Source organism: Ectothiorhodospira lacustris (genome assembly GCF_022227785.1).
In the GTDB taxonomy this organism is placed as follows: Bacteria; Pseudomonadota; Gammaproteobacteria; order Ectothiorhodospirales; family Ectothiorhodospiraceae; genus Ectothiorhodospira; species Ectothiorhodospira lacustris.
In genome coordinates, this window is sequence record NZ_JAJNQM010000037.1 from 13,267 (window position 1) to 31,635 (window position 18,369).

Sequence of the window (18,369 nt, forward strand, 5' to 3'; positions counted from 1 at the left end):
CGTTGGTCGATTCAGGAAGCGCCTGCCGCCCTGGTCTCGTGGGCCTGCTTGAGCTCGGTGAGCGCCTCGATGCGCAGTCGACGCAGGGCCTGGGTGATGGCCTGTCCCTTGAGACCCTGTGCCACCAGTTCCCGTGCCTGGATGTCCAGGCAGCGGGCATGGGCCCGGCGCACATAGTCCGCCTGGGGGTAGGGGCGCTCTTCGAATCCGGTTCGGCCCCGGTAATCGGCCTCGCAGGCCAGCAGGACTCCTTCCATGCGCTCGGGCCGACGGTAGGCATCCAGTCCTTCCAGGGTCTTGGCCAGGGTGTCCGGACGCAGCTCGAAGACCCTGTGCATGTGGCCGTGGTAGCGGGCTACCATCCGGGCCGGTTCCCGATAGCGATTGGGGATACGGTAGCGGTCGCAGAGCTGATCGATCAGCACCACACCGCGCTGCTCATGACCATGGTGGCTGGGCAGGATGTCCCGGGGCGTGTTGCCCTTGCCCAGATCATGGGTGAGGGCGGCGAATCGTACCACCGGGTCCGGGGACAGCCGTTCGGCCTGGTCCAGCACCATGAAGGTATGGACGCCGGTATCCACCTCCGGGTGGTGTCGGGGTGGCTGGGGGACGCCATAGAGGCATTCCAGCTCCGGAAACAGCACGGCCAGGGCGCCGCATTCCCGCAGGACCTGGAAGAATCGGGAGGGGCAGGGGCCTGTCAGGGCGCGCTCCGTCTCCTGCCAGACCCGTTCCGGCACCAGGGCATCCACTTCGCCGGCGGCCACCATGCGGCGCATCAGGGTCATGGTCTCGGGCGCTACCGTAAAGCCCATGGGGGCCAGGCGGGCGGCGAAGCGGGCCACCCGCAGGATCCGGACCGGATCTTCGGCAAAGGCACAGGAGACATGGCGCAGCCGTCGTGCCTGCAGATCTGCCTGACCGCCGAAGGGGTCGATGAGCCGGCCCTGGTCATCCCGGGCCATGGCATTGATGGTCAGATCCCGGCGTTCAAGATCCTCTTCCAGGGTGACCTCCGGTGCCGCATGGACCTCGAACCCCCGGTAGCCGGGCGCGGTCTTGCGTTCGGTGCGGGCCAGGGCATGTTCTTCGTGGGTCCGCGGGTGCAGGAAGACGGGGAAATCCCGTCCCACCTGCCGGAAGCCCCCGGCCAGCATCTCCTCCACCGTGGCGCCCACGACCACCCAGTCCCGTTCCTGCACCGGCAGTCCCAGCAGGGCATCCCGGACCGCGCCGCCGACCAGATAGATGTCCATGGTCAGCGCGGCCCGCTGCGCAGACGCTGCAGCCGGGCATGTCGCTCCCGGTCACCGAGATAGCCCGGGACGATGGATTCGATGGCGGTGGGACAACAGCCGCCGGCGCGGCAGACACTGTCCCGGCTCATGGAATGATAGTTGTCCAGGCTGAAGGGCTTGCCGGGGACATATTCCATGATCCGGGCCTGCCACAGGGACAGTCCGTCCGACAGGCCGAGGATCAGACGGCGACGGGCCATGACCTGGGCGGTGTAGCTCACCAGTTCCTTCAGGCTGTAGACGGACGGTCCACACAGCTCGATGCGTTGTCCCCAGGTTCCGCGGTCTTCCAGGGCATCGACGAAGTGCTGGGCCACATCGCCCACGTAGACCGGCGCAAAGCGGGCCTCGGGGCAGGCCAGGGGCAGGACGGGGCTCAGTCGCAGCAGGCCGGCGAAGCGGTTGAAAAAGCTGTCCGTGGGACCGAAGATCACCGAGGGGCGGAAACTGGTGACCCGCACGCTGCCCGCCATGGTATGGACGATGTTTTCCGCCTCGCCCTTGGTGCGCAGGTAGTGGCTGGGGCCGCTGGCCGCATCCGCGTTCAGGGCGCTCATGTGCAGGAGGCGTTTTACCCCGGTCTCTCGAGCGCATTCGATCACCTTGCGGGCCAGTTCCACATGGGCATGACGGAACCCGCTGCCGTCCCGGCCCCGTTCGTTCAGGATGCCCACCAGGTTGATGACCCCGTCGCAGTCACTGAAATGCTGTCGCAGGACCTGCGGGTCGTGGCAGTCCGCTTCCACCAGCCGTACCCCCGGCAGTACCAGGAGATGCCGGTGGCGGCTGACATGGCGGGTGATGACCTTGACCTGGCGGCCACCGGCGGCCAGTCGTGCCACGACATGGGTACCCACGAAGCCGGTGCCCCCCAGGACACAGATCGTCCGGATGTTCATTGTTCGAATTGTCCTATGTGACGAATGCATGCAAGCGCCGTCGAGTGCTGTGATCTGGATTGTGCCTGTGCCGGACAAATGCAAGGCCCTGCCGGGGACAACATACCCCTTGCCGATGTCCAACCTGTGAATGCCCGGGACAGGCCCCCGTGCCGATCCTGCAAACAAGCTCCTGTTCCAGGGCCGAATATACTATTGTATGCGCCCTCTGCATCCAAAGGAGTCCCCCAAGTGCCTCTGAGTTCCGTCAATCCCGCCAACGGTTCCGTGCTCCATGTGTTCGAGACCTGGGACCGGCCGCGCATTGACAAGGCCCTGAGTCAGGCCGCCCGCATCGTCCCCGAGTGGCGCGAGATCCCGCTGGATCAGCGCGCCGTGCTGGTGCGTCAGGCCGCCCATGTGCTGCGTCATCGCCGGGATCATTTTGCCGTCATGATGACCCAGGAGATGGGCAAGCTTCTGACCGAGTCCAGGGCCGAGATTGACCGCTGTGCCCTGGTCTGCGACTACTACGCCGATCATGCCGCTGAGTTTCTGGCCGATGAATCCATGGCTGCCGGTGAACTCAATGCCCGGGTGGTGTTCCAGCCGTTGGGCACCATTCTGGGCGTGATGCCCTGGAACTTCCCCTTCTGGCAGGTGTTCCGATTCGCCGCGCCGGCGCTGATGGCAGGCAACACGGTACTGCTCAAGCATGCCTCCAATGTACCCCGCTGTGCCCTGGCCATCGAGGAAGTCTTCCGGGATGCCGGTTTCCCGTCCGGGGCCTTCCAGACCTTGATGATCGCCTCTGACGAGGTCAGGCGCGTGATCGAGGATCGCCGCGTCCATGGGGTCACTCTGACCGGCAGCGAGGCCGCCGGGCGGGCCGTTGCCGCCGTCGCCGGTGGTGTACTCAAGCCCTGTGTCCTGGAACTGGGCGGGTCCGATCCCTTCGTGGTGCTAGAAGATGCCGACCTGGACCTGGCGGTGGCGCAGGCCGTGGTGTCCCGTTATCGCAATGCAGGCCAGAGCTGCATTGCCGCCAAGCGCTTCATCCTGGTGCCCCAGGCGGCGGACGGTTTCCTGTCCCGGCTCAAGGATGCGGTGGCGGCCATTCGCCCGGGAGATCCCATGAAGGAGGAATCCGGTATCGCGCCCATGGCCAGGATGGATCTGCGTGATGAATTGCACCAGCAGGTGAAGGACTCCATCGCCGAAGGGGCCATCCCTGTCATGGGCTGTGAGCCGTTGCCGGGCAAGGGTGCCTGGTATGCCCCTTCCATCCTGGACCGGGTGGTCCCCGGCACTCGGGCCTATGAAGAGGAGATCTTCGGGCCGGTGGCCTGCATCCTGCGGGCCGAAGACGAGGGCGACGCCCTGCGCCTGGCCAACGATACCCGCTTCGGACTGGGGGGCAGCGTGTGGACCCGCGACATCGCCCGGGGCGAGGTCTTTGCCCGTCGCATGGCCTGTGGCAGTGCCTTCGTCAATGCCATGGTGAAGAGTGACCCGCGCCTACCCTTCGGCGGTATCAAGGACTCCGGCTTTGGTCGGGAACTGGCCCGCCCCGGCATCCGCACCTTCATGAATGCCAAGACCCTGGTCATCCGCTAAGCCTTGTCTGAGTCCTCGCCATGGAACTGACCGAACTGGTGGTTGATGCCATCCAGACATATGGCTACTGGGCCCTGGGTCTGTTCCTGATCGTGTTGGCCCCGGAGGCCCTCATGCCCTTTGCCGGCTTCCTGGCCCACGAGGGGATGGTGGGGCTCTGGTGGGCGGTACTGGCGGGGAGTCTGGGCGGGACCCTGGGTTCCACCCTGATCTATCTGATGGTGCGCCGGGTGGGGGAGACCCGGGTGCGCGGCATGCTGCAGCGACGCGGCCGCTGGCTGCTGATGCGGGAATCGGACCTGGACGGGGTGTTGGAGATCTACGGTCGCCACGGCAACTGGATCGTGGCCGGCGGGCGTCTGATTCCCACCGTGCGCAGCCTGGTGTCCATCCCGGCCGGCCTGCTGCCCATGCCCCTGGCCCGTTTCGTGGGCCTGACCTTCCTGGGTACCTTTGCCTGGAATACCGTGCTGGCCCTGACCGGCTATGTCCTGGGTGCCAAGTGGAACCTGTTGGAACCCTACCTGGGTTTCTATGGTTCTCTGGTCGTCGTGCTAGTGTTGGCGGTAGTGGCCATTTTTGTCGCCAGGCGTCTGGGAGAAACCTGGCGTGACGGGTGACGGGTGACGGGTGGAGGTACTGATGAGGGCGGGACTGAATGATCGAGATGCTGGGACGTATTGGAGTCGGGCTCTGTATCCTGCTGGTCATGCTGAGCGGCGCGGCCTGGGCAGTCGAGTCCCCCGATGACACCCCGGCGGCGCCCCGTGTCCATCAGGGGTTGCTGATCTCGGATATTCGCTTTGAAGGTCGGCGTATCACCCGGGAATCCGTGCTGCTGCAGGAAACGGTGCTCAGGGCGGGGGATGTCCTGGATGCCCGCCAACTGGAGCGTGACCGGCAGGCCATCATGAACCTGGGACTGTTCAAGACCGTGACGGCCAGGACGGATGAGGCAGCCGGAGAGATCCGGGTGACCTACGTGCTGGAGGAAAAATACTATCTCTTTCCCCTGCCTCGACTGAGCCGGACCTCCGACGGAGATCTGCGCTTTGGCGGCGAGTTGCGCGTCGACAACCTGCTGGGACTCAACCAGGAACTGCGCATCCTGGCCGAGTGGGAAGACGCCGGCAGTGACACTACGGAAGAAGAGTCCCGCACCCTGAGCGTGGACTATGACATCCCCCGTCTGCCCTGGACCGCCTGGGGGCTGAACATCTCCTTCAAGGATCAGTACACCCTGGAGTCCGAATCCGACGACGGCGAATACGGCCCACACCGGGAAGATGCCCGCCAGGTGGGTCTCTCCATCAGTCGCTGGCTGGATCGCCGTGGCCCCAGTGCCGGCTGGCGAGCGGGTCTGGGGATCGCCTGGGACGGCCGGCGCTATCGTGCCCTGGAAGAGGGCGCGACCATTCCCCGGGATGGTGAAGACGTGAGCTGGTCGGGCAGTCTGACCTTTTCTGAGGTCAATGACCTGGGCGTGAGGCGGGAGGGTGTTGCCTACGGGGCGCGTTTTTCCTGGGGCAGCGATGTCCTCGGGGCAGGACGATCCCATCAGCGGCTGGATCTGTTCTATCGCGCCTACCGTCCCTGGCGCGATGACCCCCTGTCCGCCAACCTGAACTATCAGGCCCGCTTTGGTATCGCCAGCGGCACACCCTTCGGCGACGAGGCCTATGCCCTGGGGGGCGGGGGCAATCTGCGCGGATATCCCCGGGATTACCGGGAAGGGGATGTGTTCATGCTGCTGAACATGGAGTACCTCAAGCCGATCATGGGCAATACCGCCGTGCGCGGCGTGGGTTTCATGGACCTGGGGGGGGTCTGGGAGCGGGATGACATCGACCTGGCGGATGTCCATGGCAGTGCAGGTTTGGGGATGCGAATCAACCTGCGCTGGTTCGTGCGGACCCACCTGCGCTTGGACTACGCCTATGCCTTCACCACCGGCGAGACCCGGGTCTATGCGGGCACCAGTCATACCTTCTGAGCGGGCCAGGCGCGGTGCGGTGCATCGGTGCCGCTATTCCAGTATCCTTTTCGCCCCGCCTTTTCTGATCGAACCAGACAACGAGACATCACATGGCCGGACATAGTAAGTGGGCGAATATCCAGCATCGCAAGAATGCCCAGGACGCCAAGCGCGGCAAGCTCTTCACCAAGCTCATCAAGGAAATCACCGTGGCGGCCCGCATGGGCGGGTCCGATCCAGCCACCAACCCCCGGCTGCGACTGGCGGTGGACAAGGCCCTGGATGCCAACATGACCAAGGACACCATCGATCGTGCCACCAAACGGGGCGCCGGTGAGCTGGAAGGGGTCAACTACGAGGAACTGCGCTACGAAGGCTACGGGCCCGGTGGTGTCGCCATCATGGTGGATTGCATGACCGACAACCGCAACCGCACCGTCTCCGAAGTGCGTCATGCCTTCAGCAAGTGCGGCGGCAACCTGGGTACCGACGGCTCCGTGGCCTATCTGTTCGAGAAGACCGGCATTCTCAGCTATCCCGTCGACAGCGATGAGGAGCAGGTCATGGAAGCCGCCCTGGAGGCCGGCGCCAACGATATCCTGGTGAACGACGACGGGTCCATCGACGTGCTGACCAGCCCCGAAGACTATGACGCCGTGCGTGAGTCCATGACCGGAGGGGGGCTCAAGCCCGAGCGCAGCGAGGTGACCATGCGTGCCGCCACCGGCAGCAGCGTGGCGGACACGGACACGGCCAAGGCCCTGCTCAAGCTGCTGGACATGCTGGACGACCTGGACGATGTGCAGAACGTCTACACCAATGCCGACTTCCCCGATGAGGTCATGCAGGCCCTGTGACGGCACCCATACGCATCCTGGGGATCGACCCGGGCTCGGTGGTCACCGGCTACGGCATCGTCGATACCGATGGCCGTCGCAGTACCCATGTGGACAGCGGTTGCATCCGTGTCAGGGGCGAGGACCTGCCGGCCCGTCTGGGCCATATCCTGGTCGCGGTCGCCGAGCTGGTGGCCCGCCACCAGCCCCAGGTGATGGCTATTGAACAGGTCTTCGTCTCCCGCAACGCCGCCTCTGCCCTCAAGTTGGGGCAGGCGCGGGGGGCAGCCATCTGCGCGGCGGTGCAGGGCGGGCTGGCCGTGGCCGAGTATGCCCCCCGATCCATCAAGCAGGCGGTGGTTGGGACCGGTGCCGCCGACAAGACCCAGATGCAGCACATGGTCACCATGATTCTGGGGCTGGCCTTTCGGCCCGCCGCCGATGCCGCCGATGCCCTGGCGGTGGCCCTGTGCCACGCCCATACCCAGGCCACCTTGTCCCGCCTGCCGGCGGGGTATGTGAGGAGATCCCGATGATCGGAAGACTGCGTGGTGTGCTGATCCACAAGCAGCCCCCCCACCTGATGCTGGATGTGCAGGGCGTGGGCTATGAGCTGGAGGCCCCCCTATCCACCTTCTATGACCTGCCGGCGGAAGGGGCCGAGGTGACCTTGCACACCCATCTGCATGTGCGCGAGGATGCCCATGTCCTCTATGGTTTTGCCGGTGCGCGGGAGCGGGCCCTGTTCCGTAGCCTGATCCGGGTGAGCGGTGTCGGTGCCAAGATGGCCCTGGCCATCCTCTCGGGCATGACCACCGAGGCCTTCAGCCGCTGCGTCATGGACAACGACATCACCCAGCTCACCCGCCTGCCGGGTATCGGTCGCAAGACGGCGGAGCGGTTGGTGATCGAGATGCGCGACCGGGTGGCGGCACTGGGAGAGGGGGCCATCCTGCCCGGCATGACCGGCGGCGTCTCGACGCCGCGTCCGGCGGACCCGGTCTCCGACGCGGTGGCGGCCCTCATCTCCCTGGGTTACAAGCCTCAGGAGGCCAGCCGCCTGGTCAGTCTGGTGGAGGATGAGGCCCGCACCAGCGAAGAGCTGATCCGGCTGGCCCTCAAGTCCACCCTCAACAAGTAGTAATGTGACATGTCCGAGCGCATCATCAGTGCCGACACCGCCCCCGACGATGAAACCCTGGAACGCTCCATCCGTCCCCAGCGTCTGGCGGACTACGTGGGTCAGCCGGTGGCCCGGGAACAGATGGAGATCTTCATCTCCGCCGCCCGCGCCCGCGGCGAGGCCCTGGACCATGTGCTGATCTTCGGTCCGCCGGGGCTGGGCAAGACCACCCTGTCCCATATCATCGCCCAGGAACTGGGGGTGAACATGCGCCAGACCTCCGGCCCGGTGCTGGAACGCCCTGGCGACCTGGCGGCCCTGCTGACCAACCTGGAGCCCCATGATGTGCTGTTTGTGGACGAGATCCACCGGCTCTCCCCAGTGGTGGAGGAGGTGCTGTACCCGGCCCTGGAAGACTTCCAGCTGGACATCATGATCGGTGAAGGCCCGGCGGCCCGCTCCATCAAGCTGGACCTGCCTCCGTTCACCCTGGTGGGCGCCACCACCCGCGCTGGTCTGCTCACCTCACCCCTGCGGGACCGCTTCGGCATTGTCCAGCGCCTGGAGTTCTATTCCAACGAGGATCTGGCCCATATCGTGCGCCGTTCCGCCCGTATCCTGGGGGCGGAGCTGGACGGGGAGGGGGCCGTGGAGATCGCCCGCCGTGCCCGTGGTACCCCCCGAATTGCCAATCGTCTGCTGCGGCGCGTCAGGGACTATGCGCAGATCAAGGCTAATGGCATTATCAGCGCCCAGGTGGCGGATCGTGCCCTGAACCTGCTGGATGTGGACGCCCATGGTTTTGATGCCCAGGACCGGCGACTGCTACTGTCGGTGATCGAGAAATTCGATGGCGGCCCGGTGGGGCTGGACAGCTTGGCGGCAGCCCTGGGGGAGGAACGAGGGACGATCGAAGATGTGATCGAGCCCTATCTGATTCAGCAGGGCTTTCTCATGCGCACCACCCGCGGCCGCATGGCCACCAGCAACGCCTACCGGCACTTTGGTCTGCGAGTGCCCTCGGCCCTGGAGGCCCGGGTCGCCCTGCCGGATCTGTTTGAATCCGCCGCTACGGTGACGGATTCAAGCCCTGAAAACCCCAAACTGTGACCGATCTCCGTGCCTGACACACCCCCATCCCCCACCATGAGCCCCGCTTTTGTCTGGCCTGTCCGCGCCTACTACGAAGACACCGATGCCGGCGGCGTGGTGTTCTATGCCAACTACCTCAAGTACATGGAACGTGCCCGCACCGAATGGCTGCGCCACCTGGGGATCAGCCAGGAACGGCTGCGGCAGGAGCAGGGGGTGATCTTTGCCGTACGCGCCGCCTCCCTGGAGTATCTGCGCCCGGCAGTGCTTGACGACCTGCTGCATGTCACCGCCCGGGTCACGGATCGGCGCCGGGCCAGCTTGGTGATCCGGCATGAGATCTGGCGCCGTTATGAGACCAAGACACCGGAACTGTTGAACCACGGCGAGGTCAAGATAGCCTGTCTCGATGCCGGGAAATTTGCCCCTCGCCCCCTCCCTGACCTGATTGTGGACGCCATGACCGCCGGAGACCCTGAGCAGTGAGTGTCGATCTTTCCCTGTACCGCCTGATCCTGGACGCCAGCCTCATCGTCCAGTTGGTGATGCTGATCCTGGTGCTGGCCTCGGTGTTCTCGTGGATGATCATTGTCCTCAAGTGGCGGGTGCTGCGGGAGGCCCGCCGGGTGGCGGACGAGTTCGAGGAGCGTTTCTGGTCCGGCGTGGATTTGACCCACCTGTATGACGGCATCCGGCGCAAGACGGAGGTCTCCGGGTTGGAGCACGTGTTTGCCGCTGGATTCAAGGAATTCCTGCGCGGGCGCAAGCAGCTGCGGGATCCCACGGTCGGGGTCTTGGTGACCGGCGGCACTGAGCGTTCCATGCGGGTGGCCATCTCCCGGGAAGGGGATGGGCTGGAGTCGTACCTGAACGCCTTGGCCACGGTGGGTTCCACCAGCCCGTATATCGGCCTGTTCGGCACGGTATGGGGCATCATGCATGCCTTCATGGGGCTGTCCGGGGCCCAGCAGGCCACCCTGGCCATGGTGGCCCCCGGCATTGCCGAGGCGCTGATCGCCACGGCCCTGGGCTTGTTTGCCGCCATCCCGGCAGTGATTGCCTACAACAGCTTTTCCTCGGATATCGACCGTCTCATGGCCCGTTACGACAACTTCTCCGAGGAATTGGCCACCCTGCTGCAGCGTCAGATGGGCGGTCGCGAACGGGACGAGGTCGAGGCATGAACTTGCGCGCCCCAAATCCTGTTGACGCGATCGCCTGGGGGCCGCCGCCATGGCGGTAGCCTCCCGTCGCACGGGGCGTCGTCGCTCCATGTCCCAGATCAACGTGGTGCCTTTCATCGACGTGATGCTGGTGCTGTTGATCATCTTCATGGTCACCGCACCCTTGCTGCAGCAGGGCGTGGAGGTGGACCTGCCGGAGGCGGATGCCCAGCCGCTGCAGGATGAAACCAGCCAACGGGAGGCCATTGTGGTCACCGTCACCCGCGACGGGCAGCTGAGCCTTAATCAGGGGCCCCAGGTGGGTGTCCCCCTGGACCGGGAGACATTGCGTGAGATCGTGGCCGGCCTGCTGGGGCAGCATCCGCAGACCCAGGTCTACGTGCGGGGGGACCGCTTCGTGGACTACGGTCAAGTGGTGGATGCCATGGTCAGCGTCCAGTCCGCCGGTGCCCAGCGGGTGGGACTGATCACCGACCCCCCCGATGTCTCGGCCAGGGACCGCTGATGCCATGTGGTCCCTGCTGCGCCGACATTATGGTCTGTTCGGGGGCATCCTCGGTATCCACCTTTTGCTGTTCGTGTTGCTGGGACTGAATATTCATTTCAAGTCCCGGGACGAGGCCGGCGCTCTGCAGGCCAATCCGGATGCCGCCGTGGAGGTCATCGAGGCGGTGGCGGTGGATGGTCGCACCTTCGACCGCATCGAACAGCAGCAGCGGGATACCGAGCAGCGAGCCCGGGCGGAGGCGGAACGCCAGCGCCAGGAGGCCTTGCGGCGAGAACAGGAAGAACGGCAACGTCAGGCGGAGGCCGAGCGCCAACGCCAGGAACAGGTCCGCCAGGCGGCGGAACAACGGCGCGCCGAAGAACAGCAGCGGGCTGAAGCGGCCCGTCGCCAGGAAGAGACTCGACAGCAGGAGGCGGAACGCCAGCGCCGTGCCGATGAACAGCGCAAGGCGGAAGAACAGCGCCGTGCCGATGAACAGCGCAAGGCGGAAGAGCAGCGCCGTGCCGATGAACAGCGCAAAGCGGAAGAACAGCGCCGTGCCGATGAACAGCGCAAAGCGGAAGAACAGCGCAAGGCCGAAGAGGCGCGCCAACAGCGTCTGGCGGAAGAACGGGCCGCCGAGGAGCGCCGTCGGCAAGAGGCAGCGGCCGCCGAACAGCGCCGCCAGCAGGCGGAAGAGGCCGCCCGGCGTCAGGCCGCCGTCCGGCAGGGCCAACAAAATGAATACATGGCCGCCATCCGCGCCGCCGTGGAAAGCCGCTGGCACCGTTCGGCCGGTCATCAGTCCGGTTACCGTGCCGTGGTCTTCATTCGCCAGGCCCCGGGGGGCTACCTCCACGAAGTCCGGGTGGAACAATGCTCGGGCGATCGGGCCTTCTGCGACTCCGTGGAACGGGCGGTGCGCCTGGCCGAGCCTTTGCCAAGTCCGCCCAGCCCCGATGTCTTTGCCCGCGAGATCCGATTCACCTTCGAGCCCGCCTGAACGGGGGCCATGAGATACCGGTCATGATTCAGATCCGACACGTCATCTTTTTGCTGCTGCTCTGTCTGCCCCTGGCGGGACAGGCCGCCCTGGAGATCCGCATCACCCAGGGCGTGGAAGGGGCCATGCCCATCGCCATCGTGCCTTTCGGCTGGCAGGGCGAAGCCCAGGTCCCCGAAGACCTGGCCACCATCATCGGTGCCAATCTCCACCGCAGCGGGCGTTTTGCCCCGGTGGATCGGCAGACCATGCCCCAGCGGCCCACCCGGGCCGATGAGCTGGACTTCCCCGCCTGGCGCGGTCAGGGCAGCAATTACGTGGTCATCGGCCGTCTGCAATCCACCGGAGCCGACCGTTTTTCCGTCCAGTTCCAGCTCTTCGACGTCGCCGGTGGGCGCCAGCTCACCGGCTACAACATCCCAGTGGAACGGGCCGACCTGCGCCGGGCCGCCCACATGATCAGCGACATCATCTACGAGCGCCTGACCGGTGAGCGGGGGGCTTTCGATACCCGGGTGGCCTATGTGAGCGTCACTGGGCAGGGCGGTGAGCGCCGCTTTGCCCTGCAGGTGGCCGATGCGGATGGTCATCATCCGCGCACCATCTTCCGCTCCGCCCAGCCCATCCTGTCCCCGGCCTGGGCCCCGGATGGTCGCCGGATTGCCTATGTGTCCTTCGAGAACGGCCGTTCCGAGGTCTTCGTGCAGAACGTGGACGGCGGGGATCGTACCCGTCTGGCTGCCTTCGAGGGCATCAACAGTGCCCCGGCCTGGTCCCCGGACGGCCGGCGTTTGGCACTGACCCTGTCCAGGGACGGGGCTCCCGACGTCTATGTGATGAATCTCGCCGACCGCTCGGTCACCCGCGTCACCCAAAGCCGGTCCATCGACACCGAACCGGCCTGGATGCCCGATGGCCGCTCTTTGGTCTTCACCTCGGACCGGGCGGGTCAGCCCCAGCTCTATGAAGTGCCGGTCACCGGCGGCCAGCCCCGGCGCCTGAGCTTTGAAGGACGTTACAACGGCGGCGCCAGCATTTCCCCGGATGGGCGTCGCGTGGCGATGGTGCATGGTGCCGGCGGTGGTTTTCGCATCGCCATACTGGACCGCCAGACCCGCCTGTTCCGGGTGTTGACCGATGGCCGTGCCGATGAGGCTCCGAGTTTTGCCCCCAATGGCAGCATGATCATTTACGCGACCTCCGAGCGCGGCCGGGGTATTCTGGCGGCGGTCAGCGAAGACGGCCGCGTCCACCAGCGTCTGGTGTTGCAGGAGGGCGAGGTTCGAGAACCCGCCTGGTCGCCGTTTCGTGAGTAAATCGAGCACCGAAGTTCAGATGCAGTACCCCTTGATCCTCCGGGATCAAGGCATTTAACAACCTAACCGATACCCCGAGGATTACCTCAATGCGCAGTTCCCATGTCATTAGTCGTTCCCTGCTGTTCGTCCTGATGGCCATCGTTCTCCTGACTCTGGGCGCCTGTGCCTCGGTGGACAAGACTGCAACCACCGATCCGGTGCTGGTGGGTGATGTCCATGACGATGGCCGCGCCCCGGGCGACCGCTACCCGGGTGAAACCACCCCCCTGGGCCGCGATGGCCGCCTGACGGCCGATGCCCTGTCCGATCCCTCCAGCCCTCTGTCCCAGCGAGTAATCTATTTCGAATTCGACCGTGACGATGTCCGTGCCGACTTCGTCGACGTGGTGGCGGCTCATGGTGCCTATCTGGCCCGCAATTCACAGACCCGCATCCGTCTTGAAGGTCATACCGATGAGCGCGGCACTCGCGAATACAACCTTGGCCTGGGCGAGCGCCGTGCCCATTCTGTGCGTCGCATGCTGTTGCTGCAGGGGGCGTCCGGTGACCAGATCCAGGTGATCAGCTATGGTGAAGAGATGCCCGCCGCCATGGGCAGCAGTGAACAGGCCTGGCAGCAGAACCGCCGGGTGGAATTGATCTATGAGGGGCACCGCAGATGAAGGGATCGATGACCGCTGTTCTGGTCGTAACGGCGCTGCTGGCAGCGCCGTTGTCCCCCGTTCAGGCCCAGAGCCGCGCCCAGGCCGCGGCGCTGGAGGAGCGCATGCAGCAACTGGACGTTCGCCTGGAGCGTCTGGAACGGCTGCTGGAAAGCGAGGCCCTGATGGAATTGATGCAGCGGGTGGACGCCATGGACCGGGATGTGAGGGAGCTGCGGGGTGAATCCGAAACCCTGCGCCATGAGCTGGAGGGGCTGCGGGCCCGTCAACGTGACCTGTACCTGGACGTGGACGGACGCCTGGAAAACCTGGAGCGGGGCGGATCTTCCGCGCCTGCACCCGCCTCCGGGGCGGCGCCCGCCACATTGCCGGATGGGGCTGCCGCTGCCGTGGATCAGGGCGATGGGGCGGCCTTCGGCGAAGTGATCGTCGGCACCGACAGCGATCCCGCGTCGGAGCAGGCGGCCTATCAGGCCGCTTTCGAGCTGCTCAGGCAAGGTCGGTATGAGCCGTCGATCACCGCCTTTCGCGGCTTCCTGGAGCGTTTTCCCAATGGCAACCTGGCATCCAATGCCCAGTACTGGATTGCCGAGGCCTACTATGTGACCCGTGATTTTCCCCGCGCCCTGGCGGAGTTCAAGCTGGTGAACGAACGCTATCCGGGCAGCAACAAGGGGAGTGACGCCCTGCTCAAGCAGGGCTTCACCCACTATGAGCTGGAGCAATGGGCCGAGGCCCGGCGTGTACTCACCCAGGTTCGGGATCAGAACCCCAGCAGCTCGGTGGCCCGGCTGGCGGAACAGCGGCTGCAGCGCATGAACGAGGCAGGGCGTTCGTGACCGTGGTAGGTCGATTGCGCATCACCGAGATCTTTCTCTCCCTGCAGGGGGAGTCCCGCAGCGTGGGCTGGCCCACGGTCTTCGTACGTCTGACCGGCTGTCCCCTGCGCTGCGGTTATTGCGATACCGCCTATGCCTTCACCGGCGGCTCCTGGATGACCCTGACGCAGATCCTGGCGCAGGTGGCCGGGTACGGTGTTCACCATGTCTGTGTGACCGGCGGCGAGCCCCTGGCCCAGCCGGACTGTCTGCCCCTGCTCACCGCCCTGTGTGATGCCGGCCACGAGGTGTCTCTTGAGACCAGTGGGGCGCTGGATCTTGCCCCGGTGGACCCTCGTGTCATCAAGGTCATGGACCTCAAGACACCGGCCTCCGGGGAGTCCGGGCGCAACCGCTGGGAGAATCTGCAATGCCTGGGTTCGGCGGACCAGATCAAGTTCGTCCTCTGCGACCGTGCCGACTACGAGTGGGCACGGGAGGTAATGCAGACCCACGACCTGGCGTCCCGGGCGGAGATCCTGTTCTCCCCCGTACACGATCGTCTATCGCCCCGCGACCTGGCCGAATGGATCCTGGCGGACCGCCTACCGGTCCGTTTCCAGATCCAGCTCCACAAATGGCTCTGGGATGACGCCCGGGGTCGATGAAAGCGCCCCCCCCCCTGGACTCCCGCCTTCGCGGGAGTGACGATACCAACCCAACCCCGTCATTCCCGCGAAAGCGGGAATCCAGTCTCTCGGAGTAACCATGAAAAACGCAGTCGTCCTACTCTCCGGCGGCATGGACTCGGCCACCGTCCTGGCCCTGGCCAAGGCCGATGGTTTTGCCTGCCACTGTCTCAGCTTCCGCTACGGCCAGCGTCACAGCGCCGAACTGACGGCAGCGGCGGAACTGGCCCGCAGCCTGGGCGCGACGGATCACCGGGTGGTGGACCTGAACCTGGGCCTGTTCGGTGGTTCCGCCCTCACGGACGACACCATCCAAGTCCCGGACCAGCTCTCCGACGGTATCCCCGTCACCTATGTCCCGGCCCGCAACACCGTGTTTCTCGCCGTGGCCCTGGCCTGGGCGGAGGTGCTCAAGGCCCGGGACCTGTTCATCGGCGTCAACGCGGTGGATTATTCCGGCTATCCGGACTGCCGCCCCGAGTTCATCCAGGCCTTCGAGACCATGGCCAACCTGGCCACCAAGGCCGGCGTGGAAGGGGATCGCATCCGCATCCGCACCCCCCTCATCGACCTGAGCAAGGCCGAGATCATCCGCCGGGGCGTAGCCGCGGGCGTGGACTTCTCCCGCACCGTCTCCTGCTACAGCGCCGATGCCGAGGGACGCGCCTGCGGCACCTGCGATGCCTGCCGCCTGCGGGCCAAGGGCTTCGCCGACGCCGGCATCCCCGACGTCACCCGCTACCGCCCCTGAACATGCCCGACGGCCTCTACACCAGGAAAACTGATCCGGACATACAAAACACTGAATGTCCCGGTCAGCGGCCTGTTGCACAATGACGCCGACATGACAAGAATCAAGTCGGCGGTCCGATTCGGAACAAGACCGACCTGCACCCAAGGCAAGCCTAGCCGCCGGCTGGCAGCCGGCCCCGGGGCCCCAGGAGGAGATCCATGCTGTTCGAGAGCTTTCCCACCGCCGCCGCCGCCGTGCTGGCCTCCATCTTCGTGCTGGCCTTCATCCTCGGCGCGGTGGCCAACAAGACCAACTTCTGCACCATGGGTGCCGTCTCCGACTGGGTGAACATGGGGGACACCGGGCGCATGAAATCCTGGTTCCTGGCCATAACCGTCGCCATGCTGGGGGTGATCCTGTTCGAGGCCTTCGGCCTCATCAGCGCGGATGGGGCCTTTCCTCCCTACCGTTCACCTCAGTTCGCCTGGGTGGAGCACCTGTTGGGCGGCCTGATGTTCGGCATCGGCATGACCCTGGCCAGCGGCTGCGGCAACAAGACCCTGGTACGGGTTGGCGGCGGCAACATCAAGTCCATCATGGTGCTGCTGATCATCGCCGTGATCGCCTACTTCATGATCAATCCGTTCCCGGGTACCGCCCACACCCTCTATTCCCTGCTGTTCTACCCCTGGACCAATCCCCTGAGTATCAGCCTGTCGTCCCAACAGGACCTGGGCTCCCTCGTGGCCGGCAACGAACATGGGGCGATGGCGCGACTCATCATCGGTCTTGTGATCGGCGCGGCGGCCCTGTTCCTGATCTTCCGCAAGGCGGACTTCCGAGGCAGCTTCGACAACATCCTCGGCGGCCTCGTGGTGGGGTTGGTGATCGTCGGGGCCTGGTACGTTACCAGCACGGTACAGATCGACGACGGCATGGACGGTCGGCACAGCCTGCAAAGCTATGTCCAGGACTGGGACTTCCTGGCCGATGATCCGGACGGACGCCCCGGCGAGGCGGCCCCCTGGGCCGCCCAGTCCTTCACCTTCATTAATCCCATGGGGCAGACCCTGCGCTATGCGGGCAGTGGTTTCGACGCCACCCTGCTATACATCGGCGTTATCGCCCTGGTGGGGGTGATCGTGGGTTCCCTGTTCTGGGCCATGGTCTCAGGCGCCTTCCGGGTGGAATGGTTTGCCTCCCTGAGGGACTTCTTCAACCACGTCATCGGCGCCATCCTGATGGCCTTCGGCGGTGTCCTGGCCATGGGCTGCACCATCGGCCAGGGCATCACCGCCATCTCCACCCTGGCCCTGGGCGGTTTTCTCACCTTCGGCGCCATCGTCCTGGGCGCAGCCATGACCATGAAGATCCAGTACTACAAGATGCTCTACGAAGACGAAGCCACCTTCTTCAAGGCCTTTGTCACCGGCTTGGTGGACCTGCGCCTGCTGCCCGCCCGACTCAGAAAGCTGGAGGCCATGTAGCCGTTATTTTCCGCCCTTCTCCCCAAGGGGGAGAAGAGGCGGGGATGAGGGGGGTGACCTTTCCTGCAAAAAAACTTGCACTTCCCGGAAAATCCAGTAAGATACCTGCCCTTTCCAGGGGTAACCAAAACCCTGGAACATCCCTCCCAGTGGGTCGTTAGCTCAGTTGGTAGAGCAGGAGACTTTTAATCTCTTGGTCGTAGGTTCGAATCCTACACGACCCACCATTTAAATCAGGCGCTTACGCCACCCTCCCGCTCCCGATGATTTCAGGATTATGGTGCCGGGCGTCGCTGTGGCACCTAAGCGGCCATCGCGCTGCCGCGATCCGTATCGATCTGTTACTGCCCCTGTGCCCCTATGGTTGATGGGCTTTCAGGTGCTTTTTTGCGTGGCATTTTGTGATTTTCCTCGCAGAGCGAAGAAAATGCTTTGCCAAACGCACACACGGTCCCGAGTCTGTAGATGCCGCTTAGCGGCTAATGGCTAATGGCTGGAGGGTCGTGGACCGGGCTGTGCCCGGTACGGACTGCACGCGACGCCGGCAGTCTGTTACTTCACAGAACAGAATGCTCTTTTTTGTAAATAAGGGGGCATTGGAGATTTTACTGTGGCCGCCCTCAGGTTAGTTCTTCCGCTCCGAGGGATACATTTTTGTCCGGGCTATCACTTCCCTTTATGTAAGGGACTTTCACCACCCCCAAGTCATCCCGAGGCGCCATCCTCGGGAACAGCGCCCTTCTCGGCATGAACCCCGTCGACTGGCGCTCATGGGCAAATACCCGCAATGACAATCCCCAGAGGTCCCTTGCGGTCCGCGCAGGACTGATGGCTTCTCCCATCAAGACCAAGCCCGCATGGGCAGTGAGGGTGCGGCGAGGGGACTGTTCCAGGCGCGGCGCTTGGCGGGGCATGTGGGTTCACCTAGCTGGTGCAATGGAATGCGCTTATTTTCTTATGCATCTCTTTGTTTTTAAAGCAAAATAATCAAATTCTCCGGAAGCTCTTCACGGATTTAGGTCTTCTTCAATGGCGACAGCACGCATGGTTTTGCCAAGGTGCCCTTGAAAATCACTGAAACGGACTCGGAAGGCAGCCAGTGTTTCGTGGTTTTCCTGGTTGACGTCCTCCTCTCCCTGAAGGAAGAGGATTCCTACGGCGAGGT

Annotated in this window: 19 protein-coding genes and 1 tRNA gene; 18 read left to right on the forward strand and 2 right to left on the reverse strand. The window is 64.6% G+C overall.

Going from position 1 to position 18,369, the window contains the following annotated elements; all coding sequences use genetic code 11:
• Positions 1-11: 11 nt before the first annotated feature.
• Both LQ952_RS08775 and LQ952_RS08780 read right to left on the reverse strand, forming a co-directional pair.
• Complete coding sequence (locus tag LQ952_RS08775) at positions 12-1,259, reverse strand: multifunctional CCA addition/repair protein (protein WP_238622285.1); 1,248 nt, start codon at positions 1,257-1,259, stop codon at positions 12-14.
• Positions 1,260-1,261: 2 nt separating this feature from the next.
• On the reverse strand, positions 1,262-2,200 hold the full coding sequence (locus tag LQ952_RS08780) for a complex I NDUFA9 subunit family protein (protein WP_238622286.1): 939 nt from the start codon (positions 2,198-2,200) through the stop codon (positions 1,262-1,264).
• A gap of 231 nt (positions 2,201-2,431) precedes the next feature.
• Here LQ952_RS08780 and LQ952_RS08785 point away from each other — a divergent pair, with 231 nt between their 5' ends.
• The 18 genes from LQ952_RS08785 to LQ952_RS08870 all read left to right on the forward strand — a co-directional run bounded on the left by LQ952_RS08785 (position 2,432) and on the right by LQ952_RS08870 (position 17,431).
• On the forward strand, positions 2,432-3,796 hold the full coding sequence (locus LQ952_RS08785) for an NAD-dependent succinate-semialdehyde dehydrogenase (RefSeq protein ID WP_238622287.1): 1,365 nt from the start codon (positions 2,432-2,434) through the stop codon (positions 3,794-3,796).
• 20 nt (positions 3,797-3,816) lie between these two features.
• Positions 3,817-4,416: a DedA family protein gene (locus LQ952_RS08790; RefSeq protein WP_238622288.1), complete on the forward strand. Its 600-nt coding sequence runs from the start codon at positions 3,817-3,819 to the stop codon at positions 4,414-4,416.
• Positions 4,417-4,454: 38 nt separating this feature from the next.
• The gene (locus LQ952_RS08795; protein ID WP_238622289.1) at positions 4,455-5,789 is read left to right on the forward strand and encodes a BamA/TamA family outer membrane protein; all 1,335 of its coding nucleotides are present in this window, start codon (positions 4,455-4,457) and stop codon (positions 5,787-5,789) included.
• A gap of 92 nt (positions 5,790-5,881) precedes the next feature.
• Positions 5,882-6,628, forward strand: a complete 747-nt coding sequence (locus LQ952_RS08800) for a YebC/PmpR family DNA-binding transcriptional regulator (protein ID WP_238622290.1) — start codon at positions 5,882-5,884, stop codon at positions 6,626-6,628.
• Positions 6,625-7,143: a crossover junction endodeoxyribonuclease RuvC gene (gene ruvC / locus LQ952_RS08805; RefSeq protein ID WP_238622291.1), complete on the forward strand. Its 519-nt coding sequence runs from the start codon at positions 6,625-6,627 to the stop codon at positions 7,141-7,143. Before LQ952_RS08800 ends, ruvC begins: the two co-directional genes overlap by 4 nt.
• A complete protein-coding gene (ruvA, locus tag LQ952_RS08810; protein ID WP_238622292.1) occupies positions 7,140-7,748 on the forward strand; it encodes a Holliday junction branch migration protein RuvA in 609 nt (202 codons plus the stop codon). The genes ruvC and ruvA overlap by 4 nt, the downstream gene beginning before the upstream one ends.
• Positions 7,749-7,757: 9 nt before the next feature.
• Positions 7,758-8,840 carry a Holliday junction branch migration DNA helicase RuvB gene (gene ruvB, locus LQ952_RS08815; RefSeq protein ID WP_238622293.1) on the forward strand — a complete coding sequence of 361 codons (1,083 nt, stop codon included), beginning with the start codon at positions 7,758-7,760 and terminating at the stop codon, positions 8,838-8,840.
• Positions 8,841-8,876: 36 nt separating this feature from the next.
• A complete protein-coding gene (gene ybgC, locus LQ952_RS08820) occupies positions 8,877-9,308 on the forward strand; it encodes a tol-pal system-associated acyl-CoA thioesterase (protein ID WP_238622294.1) in 432 nt (143 codons plus the stop codon).
• Entirely contained in the window at positions 9,305-10,006 is a 702-nt protein-coding gene (tolQ, locus tag LQ952_RS08825; protein WP_238622295.1) for a protein TolQ, read from the forward strand. The genes ybgC and tolQ overlap by 4 nt, the downstream gene beginning before the upstream one ends.
• A gap of 49 nt (positions 10,007-10,055) precedes the next feature.
• Positions 10,056-10,511 (forward strand): protein TolR, encoded by a 456-nt coding sequence (gene tolR / locus LQ952_RS08830; protein ID WP_238622296.1) that lies wholly within the window; start codon positions 10,056-10,058, stop codon positions 10,509-10,511.
• A 4-nt stretch (positions 10,512-10,515) separates the two neighbouring features.
• The gene (gene tolA / locus LQ952_RS08835) at positions 10,516-11,496 is read left to right on the forward strand and encodes a cell envelope integrity protein TolA (protein ID WP_238622297.1); all 981 of its coding nucleotides are present in this window, start codon (positions 10,516-10,518) and stop codon (positions 11,494-11,496) included.
• 23 nt (positions 11,497-11,519) lie between these two features.
• Complete coding sequence (gene tolB / locus LQ952_RS08840) at positions 11,520-12,812, forward strand: Tol-Pal system beta propeller repeat protein TolB (RefSeq protein ID WP_238622298.1); 1,293 nt, start codon at positions 11,520-11,522, stop codon at positions 12,810-12,812.
• An 89-nt stretch (positions 12,813-12,901) separates the two neighbouring features.
• On the forward strand, positions 12,902-13,477 hold the full coding sequence (gene pal, locus LQ952_RS08845; RefSeq protein ID WP_238622299.1) for a peptidoglycan-associated lipoprotein Pal: 576 nt from the start codon (positions 12,902-12,904) through the stop codon (positions 13,475-13,477).
• 8 nt (positions 13,478-13,485) lie between these two features.
• Positions 13,486-14,316: a tol-pal system protein YbgF gene (gene ybgF / locus LQ952_RS08850; RefSeq protein WP_238622300.1), complete on the forward strand. Its 831-nt coding sequence runs from the start codon at positions 13,486-13,488 to the stop codon at positions 14,314-14,316.
• Positions 14,313-14,963, forward strand: a complete 651-nt coding sequence (gene queE / locus LQ952_RS08855) for a 7-carboxy-7-deazaguanine synthase QueE (RefSeq protein WP_238622301.1) — start codon at positions 14,313-14,315, stop codon at positions 14,961-14,963. The genes ybgF and queE overlap by 4 nt, the downstream gene beginning before the upstream one ends.
• A 100-nt stretch (positions 14,964-15,063) precedes the next feature.
• The gene (gene queC, locus LQ952_RS08860; protein ID WP_238622302.1) at positions 15,064-15,735 is read left to right on the forward strand and encodes a 7-cyano-7-deazaguanine synthase QueC; all 672 of its coding nucleotides are present in this window, start codon (positions 15,064-15,066) and stop codon (positions 15,733-15,735) included.
• Between the two features lie 200 nt (positions 15,736-15,935).
• Positions 15,936-17,204 carry a YeeE/YedE family protein gene (locus LQ952_RS08865; protein ID WP_238622303.1) on the forward strand — a complete coding sequence of 423 codons (1,269 nt, stop codon included), beginning with the start codon at positions 15,936-15,938 and terminating at the stop codon, positions 17,202-17,204.
• A gap of 151 nt (positions 17,205-17,355) precedes the next feature.
• Positions 17,356-17,431 (forward strand) — tRNA-Lys (locus LQ952_RS08870).
• Positions 17,432-18,369: the final 938 nt, after the last annotated feature.

Excerpts from the sequence above, each read along its gene's own strand:
- pal (WP_238622299.1), top strand. The coding sequence starts at position 12,902 with ATGCGCAGTTCCCATGTCATTAGTCGTTCCCTGCTGTTCGTCCTGATG.
- ybgC (WP_238622294.1), top strand. The coding sequence starts at position 8,877 with ATGAGCCCCGCTTTTGTCTGGCCTGTCCGCGCCTACTACGAAGACACC.
- LQ952_RS08790 (WP_238622288.1), top strand. The coding sequence starts at position 3,817 with ATGGAACTGACCGAACTGGTGGTTGATGCCATCCAGACATATGGCTAC.
- queC (WP_238622302.1), top strand. The coding sequence starts at position 15,064 with ATGAAAAACGCAGTCGTCCTACTCTCCGGCGGCATGGACTCGGCCACC.
- LQ952_RS08775 (WP_238622285.1), bottom strand. The coding sequence starts at position 1,259 with ATGGACATCTATCTGGTCGGCGGCGCGGTCCGGGATGCCCTGCTGGGA.
- LQ952_RS08800 (WP_238622290.1), top strand. The coding sequence starts at position 5,882 with ATGGCCGGACATAGTAAGTGGGCGAATATCCAGCATCGCAAGAATGCC.
- tolA (WP_238622297.1), top strand. The coding sequence starts at position 10,516 with ATGTGGTCCCTGCTGCGCCGACATTATGGTCTGTTCGGGGGCATCCTC.
- LQ952_RS08795 (WP_238622289.1), top strand. The coding sequence starts at position 4,455 with ATGATCGAGATGCTGGGACGTATTGGAGTCGGGCTCTGTATCCTGCTG.
- ybgF (WP_238622300.1), top strand. The coding sequence starts at position 13,486 with ATGACCGCTGTTCTGGTCGTAACGGCGCTGCTGGCAGCGCCGTTGTCC.
- tolB (WP_238622298.1), top strand. The coding sequence starts at position 11,520 with ATGATTCAGATCCGACACGTCATCTTTTTGCTGCTGCTCTGTCTGCCC.
- ruvA (WP_238622292.1), top strand. The coding sequence starts at position 7,140 with ATGATCGGAAGACTGCGTGGTGTGCTGATCCACAAGCAGCCCCCCCAC.
- tolR (WP_238622296.1), top strand. The coding sequence starts at position 10,056 with ATGGCGGTAGCCTCCCGTCGCACGGGGCGTCGTCGCTCCATGTCCCAG.
- LQ952_RS08865 (WP_238622303.1), top strand. The coding sequence starts at position 15,936 with ATGCTGTTCGAGAGCTTTCCCACCGCCGCCGCCGCCGTGCTGGCCTCC.
- ruvB (WP_238622293.1), top strand. The coding sequence starts at position 7,758 with ATGTCCGAGCGCATCATCAGTGCCGACACCGCCCCCGACGATGAAACC.
- LQ952_RS08780 (WP_238622286.1), bottom strand. The coding sequence starts at position 2,200 with ATGAACATCCGGACGATCTGTGTCCTGGGGGGCACCGGCTTCGTGGGT.